The sequence below is a fragment of the Asticcacaulis sp. genome (assembly GCF_047605585.1).
In the GTDB taxonomy this organism is placed as follows: domain Bacteria; phylum Pseudomonadota; class Alphaproteobacteria; order Caulobacterales; family Caulobacteraceae; genus Asticcacaulis.
Window position 1 is genome coordinate 366656 of sequence record NZ_JASGFK010000003.1, and the last position, 24287, is coordinate 390942.

Genomic DNA, 24287 nt, shown 5'->3' on the forward strand with positions numbered 1-24287 from the left:
TGAAGCGGCGGAAAGCTACAGGTCCGCCAGCTTTTTCACGAACTGATACTGGAATTTCCGTCCATCCATCAGCGATTTGACGCGGATGCGCTCGTTCAGTCCATGGACACCGCCGCCATCGGGATCGACGAACATGCCGGAGATGCCGTAGGTCGGGATGCCCGCCGCCGTGGTGTAAATGCCGTCGGTCGCGCCTGTGGTCATGGTTGGCAGGACCGGCACGCCAGGGAACAGCTTGCTGCTGACCGCATCGACCGCCGCCATGATCTCCGGATCGAGCGCCGGCGAGGGCGTGGCCGGGCTGCGCGGTTCCAGTATGGTGACGTGATGATTGGGATCGCCAATCGCCTGGTCGAGCACCTGACGCACGCTTTCCACTGAGGTGCCCGGCAGGATGCGGCAGTTGATATTGGTATCGACGCGCTGCGGCAGGGCATTGGTGGCATGGCCGCCCTGGATCATGGTGGCGACACAGGTGGTGCGCAGCATCGAATGCCACTTCTTGTCCTTCGAGACGATGGCATTGGCGGCCGCGTCGTTCGGATCCTTCAGAAGCGCCTTCATGGCCGCGCCGGTTTCGCCGCCAGTGATATCGGCCATCTTGGTAAAGTAGGCGCGGGTCGTCTCGTTGAACTCGACCGGAAATTCCAGCGCGCTCAGCTTCGTCAGGTCCGCCGCCATATCGTAGATGGCGTTCTGCGGCACTGGCTGCGAGGAGTGGCCGCCAGGATTGGTGGTCTCGATCTGGTAGTTCTGGAAGACCTTTTCCGCCGCCTGAACGCCAAAGGCGGTCATCTTGCCGTTTTCATCCAGCTGGCCGGAACCGCCCTCGTTTATGGCATAGGCAGCGTCAATCCAGTCCTTGTGGTTCTGCCCCAGCCATTCCGCGCCATTGAAGGCGCCGGAGGTTTCCTCGCCGCAGGTCAGAGCCAGCTTGATGTCGCGCTTCGGCTTGTAACCCTCCTGCTTGAAGCGGACCATCAGGTCGGTGAAGACCGCCGCCATCGCCTTGTCGTCCGAAGCGCCGCGCGCGTAGAAGTAGCCGCCTTCCTCGACCAGGGTGAAGGGATCGCGCGTCCAGTCGGCGCGGTTCGCCTCGACCACGTCGATATGGGCCAGCAGCAGGATAGGTTTCTTTTTCGAGCCGGTGCCGTGGAAAACAGCAACCAACCCGCCTTCCTTGGGATGCTCGGGCGTGGAAAAGAGGTGGATATCGTCATCGCTGTAGCCCACGGCCTTCAGGCGCGCCGCCATGCGTTCGGCCGCCAGCGTGCAACTACCGGCGGAAAGGGTGGTGTTGGTCTCGACCAGCTCCTTGTAGAGTTCGCGGAAGGCCGGTTCGCCATCACCCGATTTATCGGCGGCGAAAGCGGGGGCGGCGAAAGCAAGAACGGCGGTAAAGGCGAGCAGGCTGGATTTCAGTGTCATGATCGGTCCCCTTATTGATCGGCGTAAAGCTTGACGAGTGTGTGGAAGAAGCGGCGGCCCTCCATCAGCGACTGCACGCCGACATGTTCATTGAGGCCGTGGATATTGCCATCGTCCGGGCCTTCGAAGAAGCCGTAGAGGCCATAGGTCGGGATGCCGGCGGCGGTGGTGTAGATGCCGTCCGAAGCGCCGACTTCCATGGTCGGCAGCACGGGCACGCCGGGATAGACCTCGGCCACGGCCTTTTCGATCGGCCCCAGGATATCGCGGCCGAGCGCCGGCGCCGGGGTAGCCGGGCTGGGGGCGCCATTGAGCGTCAGACCGACTTTCGGATTAGCGATGGCAGTGGCCAGGGCCTGCTGCACCTCGGCCACCGGCGTGCCGGGGAAGATGCGGCAATTGACATTGGCCTTCACGCTCTGCGGCAGGGCGTTCACCGCATGACCGCCCTCGATCAGGGTGGCGACGCAGGTGGTGCGCAGCATCGAATGCCAGGCCGGGTTCTTGGAGAGTTGCGCATCGGCCGCCGCGTCCTGCGGATTGGCGACAATGGCGCGCATGGCCGCCGCGTCTTCCGGTCCGGCGATGCTGGCCATGCGGGTGAAGTATTCGCGCGTGGCGTCGTTGAGCTTCACCGGGAATTCGTAGGCGGAAACGGCCTTCAAGGCATCGGCCATCTCATAAATGGCATTGTCCGGCACAGGGCGCGAGGAGTGCCCGCCCGGATTAGTCGTTTGCAGGGTAAAGTCCTGATAGACCTTCTCGGCAGCCTCGATATCGAAGGAAACGTGCTTGCCGGAGGCATCGTCCGAGCCATAACTGCCCTCGTTCAGGGCGAAGGCGGCGTCGATCCAGTCCTTGTGGGTCTCGGAAAGCCACTTGGCGCCGTTGAAGACGCCCTCGGTTTCCTCGCCGCAGGTCAGCGCCAGCTTGATGTCGCGCCTGGGTTTGTAGCCCTCGCGCTTGTAACGGATCAACAGGTCGGTGAAGATGGCGGCCTGGCCCTTGTCGTCGGCGACGCCGCGGCCGTAGAACTGGCCGTCTTCTTCGAAAAGCGTGAAGGGATCGCGCGTCCAGTCCTCGCGCTTGGCGGCCACCACATCGATATGGGCCAGCAGCAGGATCGGCTTCTTCTTCGAGCCGGTGCCTTTCAGGGTGGCGACCAGCCCACCGTCATTCGGCGCGCTGTCGGGAATGAAGAGGTGGATGTCGGCATCGGTGTAGCCCGCCGCCTTGAGCCTGGCTTCCATGCGCTGAGCGGCGAGGGTGCAACTGCCGACGCCCGGCGCGGTATTGGTCTCGACCAGTTCCTTGAACAGCGTGCGGAAGGCCGGTTCGCCATCGTCCGCCGCCTGAGCGGTGCCGCAAAGCGCCAGAACCGATGTGACGGCCAGCAAAACAGACTTCAGACCCATATGTACCCCCGTAAAAGAGGTGACGCTAACACCCCTTTCGCGGACGCACAATTGCCTCTTAGGCTTCGCTCCAGATACGTTTGGCTGTCCAGATCAAGGAAAACAGGTTCCAGGCCAGCAATATCAGGCCGCACAAAGCCGTCATGGGCAAGGGAATGTCAAAACCACGATGAAAGCCAATGAAAATCGGTAGCCAGATGATACGCCAGAAAGGGGGGAAGTAGGTTGCGACCAGCAAGGGCAGGCGCTGGACGACGGAGAGGACGATCAGGGAAGCAAGTGCCCAGATAAGCTGGGCTGGCAAAACGAGCGCATAAACGAACCAGACAGCTACGCCAGCCGTGAGCAGAAAGACAAAGGTGGTAAGCAGCAGCTGAGTAGGCTTGCCAAAGCGCATCCATGCACCGAACAGGTTCATCTTGGCGAACCCGGTATTGAAAACACCGGCCAGGAGGGCGGCTGACAAAGCGACATCGGTCGGCAGAGAGAAGTGTCCCAGACTAAAAAGCCACAACAGGATCAAAAGACCTAAAGCATAGACTGGCCTTAGCCAGGGAGGGAGTTTTCCGGGACGTATGTCGGCCTCACCTACGGCTGCGGCCCAGATCAGCATCAATACGGACAGAATAATAGTCAGCCCGGCGCAGCTCAGAGCCAGTGGGGTAAAGGCGTCGCCCACAGGTTTTGATAATTCCGGTGTAGCGCCTAAAAAAGGCAGGAAGACTGTGATGGGAAGCCAGCCGAAACGCAGCCAGGTCGGTAAGGGGCGTTTAGAAGCGCGGTGATGTGCCCGCCAACGTGGCACTTCGAAGCCATAATGATAGGCCAGCATGCCGACGGTCGCGGCGAGCAAGATAAGCGGTGGCAGGATCAGTATTCGCCAGGCTGTGCTCGGTGTGTAAAGCGACAGCAGAATCAGCAGCAGACAAGGTGGGGTGGCCAGCAGGCACCACAGGCCCCAGGAAGGCAGTCTGGGGCGGTTGAAAAAGGTGTCCCAGGCAGATACGGACTGAGGATTGAGATCGCGCACGACGGAGGGCCGGTTTGTGCGAATATCTTTCAACAGATCGGCGATGGTATCAGGTAATGGCATCCGCAGACGCCGCCTGAAATTTATGTCTTCTGGCTCCCCTGTCAGGGCTAGGAAGGCCTTGTGATTTTCATGCTCCCGCTTTTTGACGGCGGTCAGGTAGGCAATGTCCTGCTGCCTCTGGAGGACCTGCAGCAGTAAGGGCGAGCGTCTGATGCCACGAACCTGCTGCCGCCACTTGAAGTGCTCGATAGTGGCGGTAATCAGCGGATCGCTGCGTGGAATATTTGCCAGTAACAGCCGCGCAAGCCAGATTTCATTTTCGGTATAGGTGTCGAGGCTATCCATGGCTGGGGCGCTGAAAAAGTCAGTCAGGGCGTCCAGCCGTTCCGCGTCTGTCGCGCTCGTAGACGCAAGGATTTGCCTCAGACGCATTTTGACCGCCTGAAAGGTGGTAGTCTTGCCGGTGGGAGGGGGAGTGCCTTCGGGGGGAGGCGACGAAGAAACTGGCGTTTTTTTAGATGTGTCGTCTTTCGACGCAGGGACGGAAGGCCCAGAGACAACGGGTGCTGATTTGCCATCGGCAAGGGACAGAGCGCGTTCATAGGCTTCGCGCAAAGCCTTGAAGCCTTCCGCATCGTCTTCCGGATTTGTGACTTTCAGTTTCTGGGCATAGGCGCGGCGAATCTCGCGGCGATCCGTTGTTCGCGGGATGCCGAGCGTCTTCCAGATCGAGTTTACAGCCATGTTTCGCCTTCGAGCGCATCCAGAGCGGATAGCAACTGATCGCGGGCGCGATCGATGATGCGATTGTCCTGGCTTTCCAGGGCCCCCTCAAAATAACGCATCAGGCCGCTGACCTGTTCGCGCTTGTCTCCCAGAAAATTTTCGTAACAGCGTGCGGCCCTGGCCAGGGCAGCACGGTTTGCATCATTATCGCGCGGATGCACCTTGAGCGCTTCCAGAGCCTTGCGCTGCTTTTCAAGATCAGTGCCTGACGGGCCATCCTCATCCATAATGACCAGCTGCCGTTTTTCGTCCGTCAGTGGGACATGGACGTCGACTTCGATCAATCCATTGATATCATAGGTAAAACGGCAATCTACCCAAACCTCGCCCGCCGGTTTGCGCGGTACAGGTATGGAAATTTTGCCGAGCGATATATTGTCGGTCACATAGCGCGACTCGCCCTGGAAGATTTCAAATTCGATCAGCGACTGGCCATCCTGCAGGGTCGAATAGGTATTTACGCGACTGGCCGGCACGGCAATATTGCGTTCTATGATCGGTGAGAAAATGCCGTGGCGCAGGTTGCCGTTATGCTCGCGCTCTGCAATCCCGACACCCAGGCTGAACGGACAGACATCGGTTACGGCCACTTCCTTCAGCGCCTGGTCGCGCGCCTTCAGGCCGGCCTGCACCGCGGCGCCCAGGGCGACAGCCTCATCCGGATGCAGGGTTTGCGCCGGAAACCGGCCGAACATGCGGGTGACGGCCTTGCGGACGACCGGCATTCGGGTGGCGCCGCCAACCAGAACGATTTCGCTTAAAGACTCCGTGCGGATATCGCTGTCGCGCAGGCTGCGCAGGACCGGCTCACGCAAACGCTCTATCAGGGGCGCGGCCAGATTTTCGAATGCCTCGGCCGAAACCGCATGCTCGTAGGCCTTACCGCGCCATTGCACCGCCATCTTTGCCTCGGGTTGGCTGGTGAGCTCACGGCGCGCCTTTTCCGCTGCTGCGCGCAGAATCTGGTGCAGGGCATCCTCTTCGCCCAGCTTGAGTTTCCAGTCATCGGTAAAGCGGGCGCGCATGGCTCGTATCAGGAGGTCGTTGAAGTCCTCGCCGCCCAGACGTGCGTCACCTGTGGAGGCGCGAACCTCGATGACACCCTCGAAGATTTCCAGGATCGACACGTCAAACGTCCCGCCGCCCAGGTCGAAGACCAGGAACTGCGATTCATCGGCAAGCTGGTGAATGCCATAGGCGAGGGCGGCGGCCGTCGGCTCGTTCAGCAGGCGCTCGACCTTGAGGCCGGCCAGTTCGCCGGCGCGTTTCGTCGCCTTGCGTTGCTTGTCGTTGAAATATGCCGGAACGGTGATCACCGCCTCGGTCACCGGTTCGCCCAGAAAAGCCTCGGCGTCGGCCTTGAGGCTGCGCAGCACCAGGGCGGACAGCGCTTCCGGAGAAAAGTCGCGCTGACCCAGCCGGGTGGTCCGGCGCGATCCCATATAGCGCTTGAAGGCGCTGGTGGTCAGCTTGGGGTGCGTCGATTGTCGTTCACGCGCCGGCAAGCCGACCAGCAGTTCGCCATTGTCATCCAGCCCGACAGCCGAAGGTGTCAGATTGTGCCCCAGGCTGTTCGGAATCAGTTCCGCCTTGCCATCGCGAAATACCCCAACGGCGGAGTTGGTAGTGCCCAGATCGATACCGATAATCATGATCCCCCCCTTGGATAACCTTTACCGGCGATCCGTAACCTCGATCAGCGCGTCGATCTCGACGGCGAAGCCGAGCGGGATCTTGTACATGCCAACCGCCGAGCGGGCGTGCTTGCCGGCATCGCCAAGCGCGGCCACCATCAGGTCCGAGCAGCCATTGATAACCTGCGGGATATTGTAGAATTCCGGACCGGCCTGGACGAAGGCATTGAGCTTGATCACGCGGATCACATTGTCGAGGTCGCCGCCGGCGGCGTCCTTCATCTGAGCCAGCAGGTTGATGGCGCACAGGCGGGCGGCTTCCACGCCCTGTTCCAGCGTCACGTCGACGCCGACCGTACCCTTGATTCCGCCATTGGCGTCATTGGAGAGCTGACCGGAGATATGGACGTGATTCCCGGTGCGGACGAAGGGCACGTAATTGGCTACCGGCGCGGTGGGGACGGGCAGGGTGATACCGAGGGCGCGCAGGCGCTCTTCACTTTTCGACATGGAAAGTCCTTTTTCATAAGGCAATGGCGCCGGGTGAAGGGCGCGAACTGCCGACAGCTATAGCCGATTTGCAATCGCCTCGGCCATCCCCATTTTTACCTTTTGTTACCTTCCCCTTCACCTCGGCTTAAGAGAGTCCCTGTAAGGTGGCGGTATCAAAAGCCGGGCCCGCCAAGCGGTCGATTCGGTAAAAACAACAGTTTGATGTGGGTCAGAGCGCTGACATGTTCGAAGGTTTGGGTATGAATCAAAAGAAGGTTCTCATCGTTGAGGACAACGAACTCAACATGAAGCTGTTTCATGACCTGCTCGATGCGCAGGGCTACGAAACCTTCCAGACGGGCGAAGGCCTGTCCGCCCTGACCTTGGCCCGCCAGCACCGCCCCGACCTGATTCTGATGGATATCCAGCTGCCGGAAATCTCCGGCCTGGAAGTCACCAAGTGGCTGAAGGAAGACGATGAGCTGGCCCATATCCCGGTCGTGGCCGTCACCGCCTTCGCCATGAAGGGCGACGAGGAGCGCATCCGCGAAGGCGGTTGCGAGGCCTATATCTCCAAGCCGATCTCCGTCACCCATTTCCTCGATACGGTTCGCCGCTACCTGGGGTAAAGCCACCCGATGACTGCCCGCGTCCTGATCGTTGACGACATTGCCGCCAATGTGCGCCTGCTCCAGGCCAAGCTGGAGGCCGAGTACTACGAGACCCTGACGGCGGCCAACGGCCGTATCGCCATGGCCGTGGCGATCGAGGAACAGCCGGATATCATCCTGCTCGATGTCATGATGCCGGAAATCGACGGCTACGAAGTTTGCCGGCAGCTGAAAGAGCACCCCGAGACCCGCCATATCCCCATCATCCTGATCACCGCCCTGGACGGCCGTGAGGATCGCCTGTCCGGGCTTGAAGCGGGCGCCGACGACTTCCTGACGAAACCGGTCGATGATGTGGTGCTGATGGCGCGCCTGCAGGCCCTGGTGCGGCTCAAGCAGATGGTCGATGACCTGCGCGCCCGCGAATCATCCTCGCGCCGCGCCGGCCTGATCGATCAGGCGCTGTATGAGCGCCAGATATCTGCCACCGGCAATGTGCTGATTCTCGACGACAATGTCCGCCAGGCCGAGCGCCTGATGCTGCAACTGGGTGAAGATCATCGCTGCGCTTACGAAACCGATCCGGAAAAGGCGCTGAAGATCGCTGCCGGCCGAGTCGATCTGATCGTGCTCAACCTGACTGCCAAAACCTTCGATGCCCTGCGCTGGGTGGCCCAGCTACGCACGCATGAGGCCACGCGCCAGCGACCTGTCCTGGCCATCATCAATGCCGATGAGCGCAAGATGATGCTCAAGGCGCTGGAACTGGGCGTCAATGACGTGCTGCCGCGCCCCGTCGACATGCTGGAACTGCGCGCCCGCGCCCGCACCCAGATCAAACGCAAGCGTTATGGCGACTTCCTGCGCAATACGCTCGACAAGTCGCTGGAACTGGCGGTGACCGACCCGCTGACGGGCCTGAACAATCGCCGTTTCCTCGATCACCACCTGAACCTGGCCATGGGACGCCACGTCAAGGGCGGGCCGGCGCTTTCGGTGCTGCTGCTCGATATCGATCATTTCAAGCGGGTGAATGACACCTACGGCCATGATGCCGGTGATGAGGTGATCCGCGAATTCGCCCGCCGCCTCAGCCTGAATGTCCGGGCTATCGACATGGCCTGCCGCTTCGGCGGTGAGGAGTTCGTGGTGCTGATGCCGGAAACCGATCAGGCCGCCGCCCTGAATATCGCCGAACGCGTCCGCTCCCAGGTGGCCGATACACCCTTTGTGCTGGCCGATGGCCGTAAACTCGATGTGACGGTCTCGGTAGGCGTCGCCACTTCCCAGGGCCTGGGCGATTCGCCGGAAGCCCTGCTCAAGCGGGCGGACGAGGGCGTCTATGAGGCCAAGCAGTCCGGCCGCAATCGCGTGATTGTCAGAGCTGCGGCTTAAGCGCGTGGCGATATTCGTGGTGTACGCCTAACCCCCAGACGCAAAAAAGCCGCGCCGGGTATAGGGGGGACTCCGGCGCGGCTCCTTAAAAGCCCTTCAGCGGGGGGATGCTGAAGGACAAACTTGCAAAAGGCAGATTACTTAATCTTGCCTTCCTTGAATTCAACGTGCTTGCGCACGACCGGATCGTACTTCTTCAGCACCATCTTTTCGGTCTTCGTGCGGGCGTTCTTCTTGGTCACGTAGAAGAAGCCGGTGTCCGCCGTCGAGTTCAGGCGGATCTTGATGGAGGCTGGCTTTGCCATGACGTAAAGTCCTTAACGTTCGGATGCGCCACAAGGCGCGAATAAAATCAGGAGCGCGGAAAATACTCACAGAACGTCATAAGTCAATGGACAAATGCGCCGGGAGGACGTTTTTTCGCTGACAGGCCGCCATAGACGCATTTTTGCCGTGAAGGTCAAGCTATCTGCCCCGGATTTACACAGTTTTGAACCTGAAAGCCCAAATGAAACGCCTCCTGACCGCCGGACTTGCCCTCGTCACCTTGAGTCTCACAGGCTCGGCCTTCGCCGAAGGACACCCTACGGGCTATCAGTCGCTAGCGCCGGTAAGCATTAGCGCCGATCCGGGCAAGACCAATACGGCGCAGTCCGATCCGCTGACCGATGTGACGCGCGTCGACCTGGTGGTGCGGCTGAAATGCGCCGACGAGACCTGCACGACCGCGGCCTTTGGTCTGTCGATCGACGATGAGGCCGGCGAGGCGGCGGCCCTGACGTTCACGCCCACTGAGGACGGTAAATTGCAGGCCAGGGTGACCAAGGTGGGGGGCAGCGGCGAAGAGGTGGTGCAGGCCTATGGCCTGTCACCCAAGCCCGGCGAAAGCTTTGACCTGCGCCTCCACTGGAACAACGGCAATCGCGTCACGCTCGATCTCTACGGCACCAATCCGCTGACGGGGCTGCAGACCATGGAAAGCCATGATATCCAGCTCGATGCCGGGATCAAACAGCTGTCCATGCGCGCCTCCGGCGGCGATCTGACCCTGATGAAGCAGAGCTATACGTTCCGCTAAGCGGGCCGCTTTACAGCCATTCGTAGGCTGCATATAAGCGGGCTGCTCGAAAAGCGGGCACCGGAGGGGGGAGTCATGATCAATCTGTCGTGGAACACGCAAGGCCGTATTGCGCTCAAGGATTATCGCAAGGAACGCTGGCGGCATTTTTTCTTCTGCCTCATTCCGGTTGGTCTGTTTATCGCGGGCACGGTTGCCGCTGTTTCGATAGATCCGCTGGTCGGTGCCGGCGCGTATATTATTGGCGCCATCGTGCTGTTATACTACCGCTATCGGTTTCTACAGGTCATGATCAGGCGCCTGCATGACGTGAACATGTCCGGTAAGTTGCTGATCATGAGCCCGGTGGTCATGCTGATCGTGCTCGCCTTCGTGGCAGTATTCGTGTTCTACAGCCTGTCGTCGGCCAGCCTGGGACCGACCGTGGGCAAATGGTTTGGCGATAGCAGCGGCCTGGCGGGGATAATCATCATCCTGCCGATCGTCGCATTCAACCTCTTCCTGCGTTACCAGATGAACCGCGAGGGCACGCCGGGCGCCAACCGTTATGGCGCGCCTTCCGGCACGGCTCAGGCGAACGTGTTCTGAAGCGGTAGGGGCTACCGCTTCTTCTTTTTCTTCATGTTCTTGACGCCGTGCTTAGGTCCGTTTTGGGGCCCGCCGGACTTCATCGTCTTGTCGCGGAAACCGGCCTTCTGCGGGCCTTTTCCGCGTGTCTGGTAGCCCGGACCCCGGCCTCGTACGCCCAGGCGGGGTTTCGGCGCGTTGGGATCGGCCGCTTCCGGCTCGCTCAGCATCTTGAACACCAGCCCGCCGGTGATCGGCATGGCCTCGGTCAGTTCCACCTCGATCTGCCGACCGAGACGCCAGCGCTCGCCACTCCGCTCGCCGATCAGGGCGTGCTGCACATCGTCATGAACGAAATAGTCATTGCCCAGAGAGGAGACCGGGATGATGCCGTCGGCGCCGGTATCATTGAGCTTCACGAACAGGCCAAAGCGCGTCACACCGACGATTCGGCCGGCAAAGGTCGCGCCCACCTTGTCGTGCAGGAAGGCCGCCACATAGCGCTCGATGGCCTCGCGTTCGGCCTGCATGGAGCGGCGCTCGGTGGCGGTGATGTGCTCAGCGGTATCGGAGAGCGTCTTGATCTCGTAGTCGGTGAGGCCGTCATCGCCCAGTTTCAGCGCCCGGATCAGGCCGCGATGGACGATCAGGTCGGCATAGCGGCGGATCGGCGAGGTGAAGTGGGCGTAGTTGTCGAGATTGAGCCCGAAGTGGCCGTAGTTTTCCGGCGAATAGTGCGCCTGCATCTGGGTGCGCAGGACCACCTCGTTGATGATCTCGGCGTGCGGGCCGTCCTTCTGGCTGTCGAGCAGGGCGTTGAAACGCTCCGTGCGCGGCGGTTCGCCCTTGTTCCAGGGTAATCCAATCGTTTGCAGGAAATCGGCCAGATTGCCGACCTTTTCCAGCGAAGGCGTTTCGTGGACACGGTAAACCAGCGGCGTTTTATGCTTTTGCAGTTCCTCGGCCGCGCTGACATTGGCCTGGATCATCATCTCCTCGATCAGCTGCATGGCGTCGAGCGAAACGCGCTGTTCGATGGAGATGACATTGCCTTCGCCATCCAGCTTCACACGCCGCTCCGGCGAGGTGATGTGCAGCGGCTGGCGTACCGTGCGCCCGCGCGTCAGGCAGGCGTGGGCCGCCCACAGGGGTTTCAGCAGGGCATCGAGGATCGGGCCGGTCTTGTCGTCCGGATTGCCGTCTATGGCGGCCTGCGCCTGCTCATAGGAGAGTTTGGCCGCCGAACGCATCAGGCCGCGCACGAACCTGTGGCTGATCTTCTTGCCGGCGGCGTTGAAGACCATGCGCACGGCCAGCGTGGCGCGGTTTTCGCCTTCCTGCAAAGAGCACAGGCCGGAGGACAGCACATGCGGCAGCATGGGCTCGACGCGGTCAGGGAAGTAGGTCGAATTGCCCTTGTCGCGGGCGTCGCGGTCGAGCGACGAACCGGAGGTAACGTAAGAGGCCACGTCCGCAATCGCCACCCAGACGACATGGCCGCCGGGATTGGTTTCGTCCTCGTCGGCATGGGCATAGACGGCGTCGTCGTGGTCCTTGGCGTCCACGGGGTCGATGGTAACGAAGGGCAGGTCGCGCAGGTCGGTACGCTTGCCAAGCTTTGGCGCCTCGGCGGACTTGGCCTCGTCCTCGGTGCTCGACTGGAAGCCGATCGGCAGGCCGTGGCTATGAATGGCCATGACCGAGGCGATCCGCGGGCTGTCCTCCTTGCCGATGACCTCCAGCACGCGCGCCGGCTGCGGCCCGTACTTGTGGACCCCGCCGACCGGGGCCGCGATCACCACGTCACCGTCTTCCAGCGTGTCGAGATTGCCGCCGGTCAGGGTGAAGCTCGCCTTTTCCTTGCGGTTGACCGATTCCAGCCGGTATTCCGTGGCGCCCTTGCGCTGACGGCCGATGCGCACGACACCGACCAGTTTCGGCGCGCCCTGGTCGAGCACCTTGATCAGGTGTGCCACCCAGCCGTCCGAGGTCTGCTCGAAGCGGACATAGATACGGTCGCCCATGGCCGGCGGTGTCTGGGCGGCGGAGGGCTTAAGGGGCGCGAGGCGGGCCAGCGGCGCCGGGTTCTTGGCTTCGGACTTGCCCCACTTGACCCACAGTTCGCCATCGATATCGCGCTCGACCACTTCGCAGACGCCGGTATCGGGCAGGGCGCCCAGGGCGCCGAAGGATTTGCGGCCGCTCTTGTGCAGCTTGCCGGCCTCGCTGAGCGCTTTCAGACGCTGGCGCAAAGCGCGCCGGTCGTCGCCCTTGAGACCGAACTGCTTGGCCAGATCACCGACATCGACCTCTCGCGAGGCCGCCAGGGCATCGAGCAGGGTCTGGTCGTCGGGCAGACCCTTGGGAGGCCGGGGCACAGCAGGTGTCTGGAGATGAGGGGCTTTATTGGCGCGCGGAATGCGGGGGAGCTTTGTCATTGCCTCTAATGTAGGCCAGACTCAAACGTGAAACCATCCCCCGCCAAAGATTTAACTATAGGCTGGCGCCGGGTGATCGGGAGGTAGCTGCATCAGGGTGAACCAGTACTGCTCGATGCGCGCCACGATATCGTCATAGGTGTCGGCATCCAGCGGCTTGGTAATGTAGCCATTGGCGTGATGGTCATAGCTGGCGGTGACATCCATGTCGGCGCCGGAACTCGAAAGCACGATCACCGGAATGCGCTTGAAATCCGGATCCTGCTTGACGGTCTGCAGGAAATCCTGACCGTGCATGTAGGGCAGGTTGAGATCGAGCAGGATCAGGTCTGGACGCGGCGCCTCGGCATGTTCACCCTCGCGACGCAGGATACTCAGGCCCTTTTCGCCAGTCTCCGCCACCACGATGTCGCTGGACAGATTGGCGCGCTTGAAGGCTCGCCGCGTCAGCACGGCGTCGCCGCGATTGTCTTCAACCAGCAAAACCTGCGCTGTTCTGATCCTGTCGGCGATCGTGGTCATGCGACTCTCCCACCTGCTGTCCGCTATACGCAATATGTGGTTATTTTCACCGCCGGTGCAAGCCAATTTCCCGCGAAATAGTGAGTTGAAATTCGCCACTTAGACTGCAACATAGAGGTTGTGCATTGTTACAAAAATGCGTTCCCAGCGGCGGGTGTCCGGGCGTATAGTGTGACGTTGACCCAGAGTAAGATGGCGTAGAGTGAGATGTCGAAATCTGCGCCGCGGGGGCGGCATGCATAACCAGTAGGGCGGACGCCGTGGATCACGGAATGATGAATACCAATCAGTTCATGCCGCATGGCTACTGCTTCCTGTGGCAGCCGGGGGTGTTGTGGCTGCACATACTGTCCGATCTCGGCATCGTAATGGCCTATTTCGGCATTCCGCTAGCCCTGGTCTACTTCATCCGCAAGCGCCGGGACATGCCCTTCCGCCGCGTCTTCATCCTGTTCGGTGCCTTTATCCTGCTGTGCGGCTGCACCCACCTCCTGAGCATCTGGGTGCTGTGGCATCCCAACTATATCTTCGAAGGCTGGGTCAAGGCCGCCACAGCCGTGACCTCCATCGCCACCCTGGTCATGATCGTCCGTCTGATGCCGGAGGCCCTGACCCTGCCCAGTCCGGCGCAGCTGCGCGAGGCCAATGCCAGGCTGGAGGCATTGTATCACCAGAGCGAGGAAAACAGCCGCGCGGTGATCGACAATGTGCTCGACGGCATCATCACCATTGACGAACACGACCGCATCCGCAGCTTCAATGCTGCCTGCGAGGACATGTTTGGCTATCCGGCCGAGGAGGTCATCGGTCAGCCGATCTCTCTGCTGATGCCGGATCCGACCTACAGCGAACATGCCAGCTATGTCAGCGAATACCTGCCGATCGATGCGGGGGCGCGCGAAGTGAACGCCCGGCGCAAGGATGGCAGTCGCTTTGCCGCCGATCTTTCGGTCAGCACGTTCGATGTGGAAGGCAAGAGCCACTATACCGGGATCATCCGCGATATCACCCGTGCCAAGCAGGCCGAGGTCGCGCGTCAGAAACTGCTGCGGCGCCTGACCGATTCCAATACCGAACTGGAGCGCTTCGCCTATGTCGCCTCGCACGACATGCAGGAACCGCTGCGCATGGTGCTCAATTTCAGCCAGATCATCGCCCACGACTATGCCGACCGGCTGGACGATGAGGGGCGCGAATACCTGAAAATCGTCGGTGATTCGGCCGCCCGCATGCGCGACATGGTCCAGGACCTGCTGGAATATGCCCGTCTGGACAAGGAAGGAGCGCGCTTCGCCACTGTGGACCTGCGCGTTGAGCTGGCGCACGTGCTGGAAAACCTGCGCGGCCTGACGCGTGAAACTCAGGCGGTGGTCACCTACGACACCCTGCCGGTGATTTCGGGCAATGGCGTGCAACTGATGCGGCTGTTGCAGAACCTGATCACCAATGCGATAAAATACCAGAAGCCGCGTCGCTTGCCGGTCATCCATGTCGGCTGCAAGGATGAGGGCGACGAGTGGCAGTTTTCGGTGCGCGACAATGGCATGGGCATCGATGAGGCCTTCCTGGAACAGATTTTCGACCCCTTCCGGCGCCTGCATAACTGGGAAAAGATCCAGGGGACCGGTCTGGGGCTTTCCGTCTGCAAGAAGATTGTCGAGACCCACGGCGGCCGTATCTGGGCCGTCTCCGAGCCGGATACCGGCAGCACCTTCTTCTTCACCATTCCCAAGACACCGCAGCCACTGGATCGGGTCAGCGCAGACCGTTTCGCATAGGAGAACAGGCCATGGCCAATCTGCTTATTCGTGAAGGCCGTCCGGCAGAAATCATGCTGGTCGAGGACAATCGCGGCGATGCCCTGCTGGCGGCGCGCGCCTTCCGGCAGGCCGAGATAGAAAACAATCTGACGGTCGCCGATACCGGCGAGAAGGCGATGGCCATGTTGCGTCGGGAAGGGGAGTACGCGAACCTTCGCCTGCCGGACCTGATTCTGCTCGACCTCAACCTGCCGATGATGAGCGGTAAGGACGTGCTGACGGCGCTCAAGGCCGATGACGCCCTGCGTCATATCCCGGTGATTATCCTGTCCAGTTCCGCCGCCAGGCCGGATATCGCTGGCAGCTACGACCTGCACGCCAATGCCTATATCGTCAAGCCGCTCAACCTGGAGAACTTTACCGATGTGGTGCGCTCGATCGAGCAGTTTTTCTTCATGCTGGCTGTCCTGCCGGTGGCGGACCAGAGCTGAGCTATTTGGAGATCAGTGAAGCGGCGATATTGATAGTCAGGGCCAGGACAGTGGCATTGAACAGATAGGCCGAGACACAGTGGATCAGGCCGATCCGTCGCATGTCGGTGCTGGCGAAATCGACGTCCGCCGTCTGGCCGGACGTGCCGATGACAAAGGCGAAGTAGAGAAAGTCCATATAGTGCGGCGTTTTGGTGCCGGGGAAGTTCAGGCTGGGTGTGTTATTATGGCGCGGCAGTTCGGCATAGTAGCCGTGCGCGTAATGAAAGGCGAAAGCCAGGTGGATATAGGTCCATGAGGTGACCAGGGTCAGGCCCGCCAGGCCGATATGCCAAACCCGCTCCGCCGGGCTGACGCTCTGGGCGGTGGCCAGTTCGCCGGCGATCGCCGCGAAGCTTAAGATCGCCGCCAGGATGGACAGCAGCAGGATGGTCCATTCGCCATCGTCGTACAGGTGGGCGTGGTTTTTCAGACTTTCGTGATCAGCCGTCAGCATGGCGTGAAGCGCCAGCCCGATATAGAGCCCGGTAAAGCTGTTCCAAGCAATGAGGGCGGCGGTGATTCCCTTCAGGTGAGTCAGGAAAAGGCAGGCGAAAAGCACGATCAGGCCTATGGCGACCGAGAGGAGCAGTTGCGGTTTCTGGCGCAGATAGCGGATGACGAGCAGGTTGAGCACGCCGGTTTTTGCAGGTGTCATACTATATCTAAAAGCTTGTCAGTTGGCGGGCCTATGTTACGCTCCTCGTCCTGGCATTTGTCAAATGTCTCATCCCGGGGAGGAACCGAACGCTTTCATGACGATCAGTTTTCAGCATGGTATTGATTTGCCGCAGTCGCCGCACGAGGTGTTTTCCCTGCTTGCCGATTATTCCAAGGTGCCGCTGTGGCTGAAACGCTGTGAGGGGGTCGCGAAACAGAGTTCTGGACCGAACAAGGTGGGCGATAAGCTGCGTTATGCCTATTGCGAGGGCGGCCGCCATGGCCTGATGGACGGGGTGATCACCGCCTACGAGCAGGACAGCCATATGGCCTACCGGTACTATGACAAGATGATGCAGGTCATTGTCGAATTTCGCATGGAGCCGAGTGGTGAAGGGACGCGCCTGACCCATTTCATCGATATCACGCCGCATTCCTTCATGGCCAAGCTGATGACGCCGTTGTTCAAAATGAAACTGCCGAAGCAGACCCTCCAGACGATGGAAAATATCCGCGCCCTGCTGGCCAAGGAAACGGTCTGACCGAACATTAAAATTCGGCAATCTTTTCGCCCCGGCGCTCGACAGACGCGCCAAAGAGGGCTTTAACACGTACCAATCGTAACAACTGACACAGGTTGGTCCATGTTCCTCAAATCCAAACTCACTGCTGCCTTGCTGGCGGGCTCCGTTTCCCTGGCGGCCCTGTGCGGCGTGGCACACGCGGCACCCCTGACCTATACCGATATGGTCAAGCTCGATCGCATCAGCGGCTTCAAGCTCGATCCGACCGGCCGCTATGCCGTGCTCAGCGTACGCGCCACCGATCTGGAAAAGAACAAGGGTGTGACCTCGATCTGGCTGAAGGACCTGACGCAGCCCGAAAAGACCGAGGTCAGGCTGGCCATTTCCGATGGCGGCGCCTCCAATGCCCAGTTCGGCCCGGATGGATCGATCTACTTCATTTCCGGCCGCGGCGAGGGTGGCACCGACCAGGTGTGGAAGACCGACCTGACCGGGGCCACCGCCACCCAGGTGACGAAACTGCCGCTCGACGTGCAGGCCTACCAGATCACGCCGGACGGCAAGGGCATCGTTGTCGGTCTGGCTGTTTTCCCCGAATGCAAGGGCAGCGAGATTGCCTGCACCGTGCAGAAGCAGACCGATCGCAAGGCCGACAAGTCTTCCGGCACGGTCTACGACAAGATCTTCGTCCGCCACTGGGACACCTGGGCCGATGGCACGCGCAATCACCTGTTCTATGTGCCGGCGGCCGGCGGCGACGCCGTGGCCCTGACCGATGGTTATGATGGCGACGTGCCCTCCAAGCCATATGGCGACGAAGGCGACTATACGATCAGCCCGGATTCGAAGACTGTCTGGTTCTCGGCGCGCGAGGCCGGCAAGTCCGAGCCGTGGAGCACTAATTTCGACATCTATTCCGTGCCGGTCACCGGCGGTGCGTGGACGGATCACACGGCCGACAACAAGGCCTGGGACGGTACGCCGCGCGTTTCGCCGGATGGCAAGACCGTGGCGTATCTCGCCATGAAGCGCCCCGGCTTCGAGGCTGACCGTTTCGGCATCATGCTGATGGATGATAGCGGCAAGGTGCGCGAACTGGCGCCCGACTGGGATCGCTCGGTCGCCGGCATGCAATGGGCGAAAGACGGCAAGAGCCTGCTGGTCGATGCCGATGATGTCGGCAAGCACATCCTGTTCCGCGTCGATGTCAAGACCGGCAAGGTAACGCCGCTGACCAAGGGGGGGCACACCAGCGCCTATGCCGAAACCCCACGCGGTATGGTCTTCCTGCAGGACAGCCTGAAACGCCCCTCGACCTTCTATCAGGCCAAGCCGAAAACCGCCTTCCTTGACGATGGCGCCACCAATCTGACGAAGTTCGATTCGGTGCTCGATGGCCTGACCACCGGCGCGTACGAGCAGTTCAGCTTCAAGGGCTGGAACAACGAGGATGTCCACGGCTATGTCATCAAGCCGGTCGGCTACGAAGAGGGCAAGTCTTACCCGGTCGCCTTCCTGATCCACGGCGGGCCGCAGGGCTCCTTCGGTGACGGCTGGTCCTACCGCTGGAACCCGCAGACCTATGCCGGTGCCGGCTACGCGGTGGTGATGATCGATTTCCATGGCTCGACCGGTTACGGTCAGGCCTTCGAGGATGCCATCTCACAGCACTGGGGCGATCGCCCGTTGGAAGACCTGCAGAAGGGCTGGGCCTATGCGCTCGACAAGTACAAGTTCCTGAACGGCGACAAGGCCTGCGCGCTCGGCGCCTCCTATGGCGGCTTCATGGTCAACTGGATCGCTGGTAACTGGAAGCAACCGTGGAAATGCCTCGTCTCGCACGATGGCGTCTTTGATGCGCGCAATATGGGCTATTCCACCGAAGAACTGTGGTTCGAGGAATGGGAGCAGGGCGGTGTGGTCTATGACGATCCGGCCAAGTACGACACCTTCAATCCGGCCCTGCACGCCAAGGACTGGTCGGTGCCGATGCTGATCGTCCATTCCGATAAGGATTATCGTATCCCGGTCGAGCAGGGCATTGGCGCCTTTACCGCGCTCCAGCGCCAGGGCATCGAATCCGAGTTCCTGCGCTTCCCGGATGAAAACCACTGGGTGCTGAAGCCGGCCAATTCGATCAAGTGGCATGATACGGTCTTCAACTGGCTGGATACCCATATTGGCGACAAGTCCGAAGGTGCAAAATGATTTCCCGGCGCAGTCTCATCCTCAGTGGCGGGGCAGCGCTGGCTCTGGCCGGCTGTTCTGAAAAAGTGACGCAGGCGCTTGGGTTTGCCCAGCGCATGGTCGAAATCCAGAAACGCCATGGCGGCCGGATCGGGGTATCCGCCCTGACCGGCACGGCCAGCGCCAATGCCGAAGCGAATGGAAATTTAAGCCTCCAGTCGACCGAGCGTTTCGCCATGTGCTCGACCTTCAAATGGGTGCTGGCGACCGCCATCCTGCAACAGGTCGATCAAGGCAAGCTCAAGCTTTCCGACCCGATCAAATACGGCAAAAAGGACCTGCTCGAATACGCCCCGACCACGACCGCCAATCTCGCCAGGGGGCAGATGACCATTGGCGAGCTGTGTTCGGCGGCGGTCTCGCTATCCGACAATACGGCGGCCAACCTGTTGTTGCCGCTGATCGGCGGACCGGCGGGCCTGACCGCTTTTGTTCGCGGGCTTGGCGATGCGGTTACGCGTCTGGACCGAAACGAGCCGTCGCTGAACAGCAATATCGACGGCGACGTGCAGGATACCACGACGCCGGAGGCGATGAGTAATCTGCTGCGCACCGTCTTTACCGGCACAGTCCTGAAAGCGGATAGTCTCCAATTGCTGAAGGGCTGGATGGTTGCCACCTCCACTGGCAACCCCCGCATTCGCGCCGGCGTGCCCAAGGGCGCGGTGGTGGCCGACAAGACCGGCACCGGCGCCAATGGCGCCACAAACGATGTCGCCGTCGTCTGGCTCCCCAATAAACCGCCCGTCTTCCTGTCGATCTATACTTCCGGCGGCACGCTCGATATCGATAGTCGTTATGCGGTCATTGCCGACATCACCCGGCTGGTTTTCGATACGCTGAATTTCGTCGAAACACTGGACAAGGCAGAGGCATCCAGCGCATCGTCCTGACCATGAAATCAGGTGTTTCGATCGATGACGTGCTGGCCGAGGTGGCGCTGATGGTGCGCCCGCAGTTCGGTAAGGGGCGGCGCGCCGACTATATTCCGCAGTTGGCCGGCGTCGATCCGAACAAGTTCGGCATGGCCGTCTGCACCGTTTCCGGCCGCGAATATGTGATTGGCGATGCCGATGAGCCGTTTTCGGCGCAATCGATCACCAAGCTGTTCGCGCTCGGCCTGGCTCTGAACCAGATCGGCGATGAGGTGTGGACGCGAGTCGGCAAGGAGCCTTCGGGCACACCGTTCAATTTCCTCTCGCAACTCGAATACGAGCAGGGCGTGCCGCGCAATCCCTTCATCAATGCCGGCGCCCTGGCGATCACCGATATCCTGCTGGATACGGTCCAGGCGCCGGAGCAGCTGGTGCGCGACTTTATCGGCATGCTGAGCGGCTCACAGCTTGAGATCGATGCCGCTGTAGCGCAGAGCGAGATCGACACCGCCCACAAGAACCGTGCCATCGCCAATCTGATGCGCGGCGCCGGCACCATAACACACACGGTCGAGGCGGTGATTGCCGCCTATTGCCGCCAGTGCGCCATCACCGTCACCTGCCGTCAGCTGGCGCGCGCCGGCCTGCCCCTGGCGGCGGACGGTTTCTCGCCCATTGCTGAAGAGACCATCTTCCCGTCCCGCCTGACCCGCCGCCTCAATGCGCTGCTTCTGACCTGCGGCACCTATGACAGCGTCGGTTCCTTTGCCTATCGCGTGGGGCTGCCGGCGAAAAGCGGTGTCGGTGGCGGCATAGTGGCGGTGGTGCCGGGACAGGCGACCATCGCGGTCTGGTCGCCGGAACTGGACAGGTTCGGCTCCAGTGTCGTCGGTACGGCAGCGCTGGAATACTTCTCCCAGCTAACCAATTGCTCGGTACTTTAGTTTTGCCAAACCTTTATGGCTGACCGTGCCATCGGGATGCCAATCTTACAGGGGGCGGCCTAGACTCTTTGGACATCTGACAAGACGCCACGACTGGTGGCGAGGAGAGTCCTATGCCCAGAAATTACAATATCAACGACAATACCGGCGGAACCAATATGTCGGGCCGCGCCTATACGCCCCAGGTCGCACCGTGGGAGCGCGACAGCGACGATGTCAGCGTCCAGCGCAGCCTGCGCGAGGACAGCCAGGAATGGCGCGACCGTCGCGATGACCGGTATGACCGCGATTACGATTACCGTAGCCGTGACCGCTATGATCGCGGGCAGGACGCCTATTATCGCCAGGATCTGGTGCCGGGCTACGGCGAGGAACGCGCGGGCTATCGCAGCGCCAATAGCGAACGCGAAGATCGCCATCGTGCCGGCCATCGCAAGAACTGGGAAAACCGCGATCCCGATTATCGCTACCAGTATAATGACTATCGCCGCGCCGATGACAGCGACGTGCGCCGTGAGAACCAGGCGCGCTATGGTGAACACCGCCGGGACCGCGGATACCGTCGCGACGACGCGCGCGACTATTACTACAGCCAAGGCGATTATGAGCGCGATCGCTACAACGAACGTGAACGCTACTATGCCCGCGATGCCGACCAGGGGGATTATCGACGCGACCCGGATCGCGAAGACCGGGGCCGCTGGAACCGTCGTTAAGCTGAATTGAGAGGGGCATGCTGAAGACGCCGGATGGATATTCCATCCGGCGTCTTTTGGTTGTGATTGAACAGCCTGTGGTTTAGCGTACGTGGCGTATAAGGGAGGGATGATGCGTCAGGTGATCCTTGCAGGCTGCCTGCTGTTTTGCGCCGGAGTGGCCGAAGCGCAGACGGTAAAGTCGATTGAGGCCGTGCCGGCGGACAGGCAGGTGCTGGATGTTCATGTCGGCGGGCGGGCGGCTGCGCATCCCATGCCGGGTGGGGGCGTGGCCTATGAGCATCAGTGGCCGGGCGTCTATTTTGAAAGCCGTTTCGAGGGGCAGAAGCTTTATATGGCTTTCAGTGATCCGTGGAATGAATACCGCCTGCTGATCGATGACCTGCCGCTGGTGAAGATCGCGCAACCCGGTGAGGGGCGATTGGAAGTCGGTGATTTGACGCCGGGTATGCATCAGGTCAGGGTGGAGAAGGTCACCGAAAGCATCGATCACGCGGCGATGTTTGATGGTTTCTACATACCGGCGGATGAAAAAGTCCTGCCGGTAACGGCGCGGGCCCGACAGATCGAGTTTATTGGCGATTCCTCGATGAGCGGTTATGGCAACCGTTCGACAACGCGGACCTGCACCAGTGAGGAAATTCGTCTGACCACCGATACCCAGCAAGGCTTTGCCGCGTTGACGGCCAAGCATTTTGACGCGGATTACCAGATCAATGCCATTTCCGGGCGCGGCCTGATCCGTAATTACGGCGGCTTCTCACCCGACTATGCGATGTCAAAAGTCTATCCATTCGTTCTGCTCGATAAGACTGTGCCTTATGAAAGTGACGGCTGGCAGCCCCAGATTGTCATGGTCAAACTGAACGCGGATCTTGCCACGCCATTGACGGCTGATGAAATCTGGAAAACGCAGGATGCTCTTGAGACCGAATACAGAAAGGCGCTTCGTGCCTTCGCCTTTACACTGCATACTCGTTACCCGCAGGCGGCTTTCCTGATGTGGGGGCCGGATATCAGCAAGATCACCGACGAGAAGACAAGGCAAGCCATACTTGCCGATGAAGCTGCGAACGCCGAAGAAGCTCGGCGGATTGGTATTCCATCCCTTGGATTTGTACCCACGCCCGGTAAACTGGAAGGCACGGGTTGTGATTATCATGGCAGCCTGGCGGATCACCGTATGGTGGCGGCGGCCCTGATCAGCTATATCGACGCCCACCCGGAGCTTTGGCAGGGCCACTAAAGGGCCAAGGCCTGCCTATAATCCTCGATAGCGTTAAGCTTGGCGTCGAACAGCGACCAGTCGTCTTCCAGGGCGATCTGGGCCCAGATGGCCTCGATCTCGTCGATTAGCAGGGTTTCCGGATCGGGCCTCTTGAGGCGCGGATGATCGAGCTTTTCCGGTGCGGCGGTGGCATAGGTCTTCAGGACACCGGCAAAGGTGTCAAAGACCGGACCCGCATAAGACGCGCCGCGCGGACCGGAAAGCGCCCGCTCTTCGCTGATCGTGCCGCCGAACCAGTCGAAAAACACGCCTTCAAAACTGCCGTCTCTCCGCTGAGTGGCGAGGAAATCATAAAGCGCGGCGGCGAGGGAAGCATTGTCAGCCTGGGGTATCAGATTGAGGCGCCGGCAGGTGGCCAGGCCGAGTTCGTGTTCGTAACGCGCGTTGAAATCATTGAAGCTGGCGATCAGGGGCTCGGGTTCGGTGATCAGGGTCAGGCAGCGGCCGAGCTGCCCCAGGTTCCACAGGACCGCGTCAGGCTGGCGGCCATAGGCATAGAGGCCGCTGTGGTCGAAATAGGCGGCGGTAAAGTGCGGATCGTAATAGGGCAGGAAGCGATAGGGGCCGTAATCGAAGCTCTCGCCGGTAATGTTCATATTATCGGTATTGAGCACGCCGTGGACAAATCCCGCCGCCATCCAGCTGGCGGCTAGTCGGGCGGTACGTGTTACCACGGCATCGAACAGGGCCGCTGTATCCTTGCACTCCGGGTAGTAGTTGGTGCGGACGAAGGCCACCAGATCGCGCATGGTCTCGACCTCGTTGCGGTAGGCCAGCCGCTCGAAGGTGCCGAAGCGAATATGGCTGTGGCTCAGCCGGACGAGGACCGAAGACCGCGTCGGCGAGGGCTCGTCACCACGCACCAGCTGCTCGCCGGTCTCGATCAGGGAAAACGACTTCGAGGTCGGCACGCCCAGCGCCTCCAGCATGGCGGTGGCCAGGACCTCGCGCACACCGCCCTTGAGCGTCAGCCGGCCATCGCCGCCACGTGACCAGGGCGTGGTGCCGGAGCCCTTGGTGCCGAGATCGAGCAGGCGGTCCTGGTCGTCCAGCAACTGCGCGAACAGGAAGCCGCGGCCATCGCCAAGATCGGGATTGTACTGGCGGAACTGATGGCCATGATAACGCAGGGCCAGCGAAACAGGCTGGTTATCCGGCAAAGGCTGGAAGCGGCCGAAATGGCCGATCCATTTGGCATCGCTCAGACTTTCCAACCCGACCGATTGCGCCGCCCTGTGGTTACGATAACGCAGGATCGTCTGCGGGAAATCGGCGGCTTTGACCGGATCGTGCAGGGCCAGGGCGCTATGCGCTAGACGAGGGGCGGGGCGGTAATCCATGGGC

The 24287-nt window shown here is 60.8% G+C and carries 22 protein-coding genes; 12 read left to right on the top strand and 10 right to left on the bottom strand.

Annotation, left to right across the window (positions count from 1 at the left end; translation table 11 throughout):
- Positions 1 to 15: 15 nt before the first annotated feature.
- From QM647_RS10920 to QM647_RS10940, 5 genes are read right to left on the bottom strand one after another with little or no spacing between them, the layout of a single operon-like run.
- Positions 16 to 1428, bottom strand: a complete 1413-nt coding sequence (locus QM647_RS10920; protein ID WP_414995543.1) for a M20/M25/M40 family metallo-hydrolase — start codon at positions 1426 to 1428, stop codon at positions 16 to 18.
- Positions 1429 to 1439: 11 nt separating this feature from the next.
- Complete coding sequence (locus QM647_RS10925) at positions 1440 to 2843, bottom strand: M20/M25/M40 family metallo-hydrolase (protein WP_414995544.1); 1404 nt, start codon at positions 2841 to 2843, stop codon at positions 1440 to 1442.
- A 58-nt stretch (positions 2844 to 2901) separates the two neighbouring features.
- Positions 2902 to 4620 (bottom strand): J domain-containing protein, encoded by a 1719-nt coding sequence (locus QM647_RS10930; protein ID WP_414995545.1) that lies wholly within the window; start codon positions 4618 to 4620, stop codon positions 2902 to 2904.
- The gene (locus QM647_RS10935; protein WP_414995546.1) at positions 4611 to 6314 is read right to left on the bottom strand and encodes an Hsp70 family protein; all 1704 of its coding nucleotides are present in this window, start codon (positions 6312 to 6314) and stop codon (positions 4611 to 4613) included. The genes QM647_RS10930 and QM647_RS10935 overlap by 10 nt, the downstream gene beginning before the upstream one ends.
- 21 nt (positions 6315 to 6335) lie before the next feature.
- Positions 6336 to 6806 (bottom strand): RidA family protein, encoded by a 471-nt coding sequence (locus QM647_RS10940; protein ID WP_414995547.1) that lies wholly within the window; start codon positions 6804 to 6806, stop codon positions 6336 to 6338.
- A 242-nt stretch (positions 6807 to 7048) separates the two neighbouring features.
- Here QM647_RS10940 and QM647_RS10945 point away from each other — a divergent pair, with 242 nt between their 5' ends.
- Positions 7049 to 7417 (top strand): response regulator, encoded by a 369-nt coding sequence (locus QM647_RS10945; protein WP_414995548.1) that lies wholly within the window; start codon positions 7049 to 7051, stop codon positions 7415 to 7417.
- 9 nt (positions 7418 to 7426) lie between these two features.
- Positions 7427 to 8794 carry a PleD family two-component system response regulator gene (locus QM647_RS10950; protein WP_414995549.1) on the top strand — a complete coding sequence of 456 codons (1368 nt, stop codon included), beginning with the start codon at positions 7427 to 7429 and terminating at the stop codon, positions 8792 to 8794.
- A gap of 137 nt (positions 8795 to 8931) precedes the next feature.
- Here the strand turns inward: QM647_RS10950 and rpmG are convergent, their stop codons facing one another.
- A complete protein-coding gene (gene rpmG, locus QM647_RS10955) occupies positions 8932 to 9099 on the bottom strand; it encodes a 50S ribosomal protein L33 (protein WP_018079812.1) in 168 nt (55 codons plus the stop codon).
- Positions 9100 to 9302: 203 nt separating this feature from the next.
- Here rpmG and QM647_RS10960 point away from each other — a divergent pair, with 203 nt between their 5' ends.
- Positions 9303 to 9872, top strand: coding sequence for a hypothetical protein (locus QM647_RS10960; protein ID WP_414995550.1), 570 nt, complete (start codon positions 9303 to 9305; stop codon positions 9870 to 9872).
- 75 nt (positions 9873 to 9947) lie between these two features.
- A complete protein-coding gene (locus tag QM647_RS10965; protein ID WP_414995551.1) occupies positions 9948 to 10460 on the top strand; it encodes a DUF805 domain-containing protein in 513 nt (170 codons plus the stop codon).
- Between the two features lie 11 nt (positions 10461 to 10471).
- Here the strand turns inward: QM647_RS10965 and rnr are convergent, their stop codons facing one another.
- Positions 10472 to 12877 (bottom strand): ribonuclease R, encoded by a 2406-nt coding sequence (rnr, locus tag QM647_RS10970; RefSeq protein ID WP_414995552.1) that lies wholly within the window; start codon positions 12875 to 12877, stop codon positions 10472 to 10474.
- A 51-nt stretch (positions 12878 to 12928) separates the two neighbouring features.
- The gene (locus tag QM647_RS10975; RefSeq protein WP_414995553.1) at positions 12929 to 13399 is read right to left on the bottom strand and encodes a response regulator; all 471 of its coding nucleotides are present in this window, start codon (positions 13397 to 13399) and stop codon (positions 12929 to 12931) included.
- Positions 13400 to 13671: 272 nt separating this feature from the next.
- Between QM647_RS10975 and QM647_RS10980 the strand changes: the two genes are divergently transcribed.
- Together QM647_RS10980 and QM647_RS10985 are read left to right on the top strand one after the other, a co-directional pair.
- Positions 13672 to 15177 carry an ATP-binding protein gene (locus QM647_RS10980; protein WP_414995554.1) on the top strand — a complete coding sequence of 502 codons (1506 nt, stop codon included), beginning with the start codon at positions 13672 to 13674 and terminating at the stop codon, positions 15175 to 15177.
- A gap of 11 nt (positions 15178 to 15188) precedes the next feature.
- Positions 15189 to 15650, top strand: a complete 462-nt coding sequence (locus QM647_RS10985) for a response regulator (protein ID WP_414995555.1) — start codon at positions 15189 to 15191, stop codon at positions 15648 to 15650.
- Position 15651: 1 nt separating this feature from the next.
- Here the strand turns inward: QM647_RS10985 and QM647_RS10990 are convergent, their stop codons facing one another.
- Positions 15652 to 16347: a DUF1345 domain-containing protein gene (locus QM647_RS10990; RefSeq protein WP_414995556.1), complete on the bottom strand. Its 696-nt coding sequence runs from the start codon at positions 16345 to 16347 to the stop codon at positions 15652 to 15654.
- Between the two features lie 97 nt (positions 16348 to 16444).
- On the opposite strand from QM647_RS10990, the gene QM647_RS10995 reads away from it, so the two are divergent.
- The 6 genes from QM647_RS10995 (at position 16445) to QM647_RS11020 (ending at position 22901) form a co-directional block, all read left to right on the top strand.
- Entirely contained in the window at positions 16445 to 16891 is a 447-nt protein-coding gene (locus QM647_RS10995; RefSeq protein WP_414995557.1) for an SRPBCC family protein, read from the top strand.
- 102 nt (positions 16892 to 16993) lie between these two features.
- On the top strand, positions 16994 to 19081 hold the full coding sequence (locus QM647_RS11000) for a prolyl oligopeptidase family serine peptidase (RefSeq protein ID WP_414995558.1): 2088 nt from the start codon (positions 16994 to 16996) through the stop codon (positions 19079 to 19081).
- A complete protein-coding gene (bla, locus tag QM647_RS11005) occupies positions 19078 to 20013 on the top strand; it encodes a class A beta-lactamase (RefSeq protein ID WP_414995559.1) in 936 nt (311 codons plus the stop codon). Before QM647_RS11000 ends, bla begins: the two co-directional genes overlap by 4 nt.
- A 2-nt stretch (positions 20014 to 20015) precedes the next feature.
- On the top strand, positions 20016 to 20939 hold the full coding sequence (locus QM647_RS11010) for a glutaminase (RefSeq protein ID WP_414995560.1): 924 nt from the start codon (positions 20016 to 20018) through the stop codon (positions 20937 to 20939).
- A gap of 113 nt (positions 20940 to 21052) precedes the next feature.
- Positions 21053 to 21655, top strand: coding sequence for a hypothetical protein (locus QM647_RS11015; protein ID WP_414995561.1), 603 nt, complete (start codon positions 21053 to 21055; stop codon positions 21653 to 21655).
- 112 nt (positions 21656 to 21767) lie between these two features.
- On the top strand, positions 21768 to 22901 hold the full coding sequence (locus QM647_RS11020) for an endoglucanase E (protein WP_414995562.1): 1134 nt from the start codon (positions 21768 to 21770) through the stop codon (positions 22899 to 22901).
- Here QM647_RS11020 and QM647_RS11025 read toward each other — a convergent pair.
- Positions 22898 to 24283 carry a protein adenylyltransferase SelO family protein gene (locus QM647_RS11025; protein ID WP_414995563.1) on the bottom strand — a complete coding sequence of 462 codons (1386 nt, stop codon included), beginning with the start codon at positions 24281 to 24283 and terminating at the stop codon, positions 22898 to 22900. The two genes, QM647_RS11020 and QM647_RS11025, sit on opposite strands and share 4 nt — an antisense overlap.
- Positions 24284 to 24287 lie beyond the last annotated feature (4 nt).

Bases quoted from the DNA above. Each gene is read 5' to 3' on its own strand.
- QM647_RS11000 (WP_414995558.1), top strand. From the start codon at position 16,994: ATGTTCCTCAAATCCAAACTCACTGCTGCCTTGCTGGCGGGCTCCGTT.
- QM647_RS11025 (WP_414995563.1), bottom strand. From the start codon at position 24,283: ATGGATTACCGCCCCGCCCCTCGTCTAGCGCATAGCGCCCTGGCCCTG.
- QM647_RS10945 (WP_414995548.1), top strand. From the start codon at position 7,049: ATGAATCAAAAGAAGGTTCTCATCGTTGAGGACAACGAACTCAACATG.
- QM647_RS10995 (WP_414995557.1), top strand. From the start codon at position 16,445: ATGACGATCAGTTTTCAGCATGGTATTGATTTGCCGCAGTCGCCGCAC.
- QM647_RS11010 (WP_414995560.1), top strand. From the start codon at position 20,016: ATGAAATCAGGTGTTTCGATCGATGACGTGCTGGCCGAGGTGGCGCTG.
- QM647_RS10940 (WP_414995547.1), bottom strand. From the start codon at position 6,806: ATGTCGAAAAGTGAAGAGCGCCTGCGCGCCCTCGGTATCACCCTGCCC.
- QM647_RS10930 (WP_414995545.1), bottom strand. From the start codon at position 4,620: ATGGCTGTAAACTCGATCTGGAAGACGCTCGGCATCCCGCGAACAACG.
- QM647_RS10975 (WP_414995553.1), bottom strand. From the start codon at position 13,399: ATGACCACGATCGCCGACAGGATCAGAACAGCGCAGGTTTTGCTGGTT.
- QM647_RS10960 (WP_414995550.1), top strand. From the start codon at position 9,303: ATGAAACGCCTCCTGACCGCCGGACTTGCCCTCGTCACCTTGAGTCTC.
- QM647_RS10965 (WP_414995551.1), top strand. From the start codon at position 9,948: ATGATCAATCTGTCGTGGAACACGCAAGGCCGTATTGCGCTCAAGGAT.
- QM647_RS10925 (WP_414995544.1), bottom strand. From the start codon at position 2,843: ATGGGTCTGAAGTCTGTTTTGCTGGCCGTCACATCGGTTCTGGCGCTT.
- rpmG (WP_018079812.1), bottom strand. From the start codon at position 9,099: ATGGCAAAGCCAGCCTCCATCAAGATCCGCCTGAACTCGACGGCGGAC.
- QM647_RS10935 (WP_414995546.1), bottom strand. From the start codon at position 6,314: ATGATTATCGGTATCGATCTGGGCACTACCAACTCCGCCGTTGGGGTA.
- QM647_RS11020 (WP_414995562.1), top strand. From the start codon at position 21,768: ATGCGTCAGGTGATCCTTGCAGGCTGCCTGCTGTTTTGCGCCGGAGTG.
- QM647_RS11015 (WP_414995561.1), top strand. From the start codon at position 21,053: ATGCCCAGAAATTACAATATCAACGACAATACCGGCGGAACCAATATG.
- QM647_RS10990 (WP_414995556.1), bottom strand. From the start codon at position 16,347: ATGACACCTGCAAAAACCGGCGTGCTCAACCTGCTCGTCATCCGCTAT.
- rnr (WP_414995552.1), bottom strand. From the start codon at position 12,877: ATGACAAAGCTCCCCCGCATTCCGCGCGCCAATAAAGCCCCTCATCTC.
- QM647_RS10920 (WP_414995543.1), bottom strand. From the start codon at position 1,428: ATGACACTGAAATCCAGCCTGCTCGCCTTTACCGCCGTTCTTGCTTTC.
- QM647_RS10985 (WP_414995555.1), top strand. From the start codon at position 15,189: ATGGCCAATCTGCTTATTCGTGAAGGCCGTCCGGCAGAAATCATGCTG.
- QM647_RS10950 (WP_414995549.1), top strand. From the start codon at position 7,427: ATGACTGCCCGCGTCCTGATCGTTGACGACATTGCCGCCAATGTGCGC.
- bla (WP_414995559.1), top strand. From the start codon at position 19,078: ATGATTTCCCGGCGCAGTCTCATCCTCAGTGGCGGGGCAGCGCTGGCT.
- QM647_RS10980 (WP_414995554.1), top strand. From the start codon at position 13,672: ATGATGAATACCAATCAGTTCATGCCGCATGGCTACTGCTTCCTGTGG.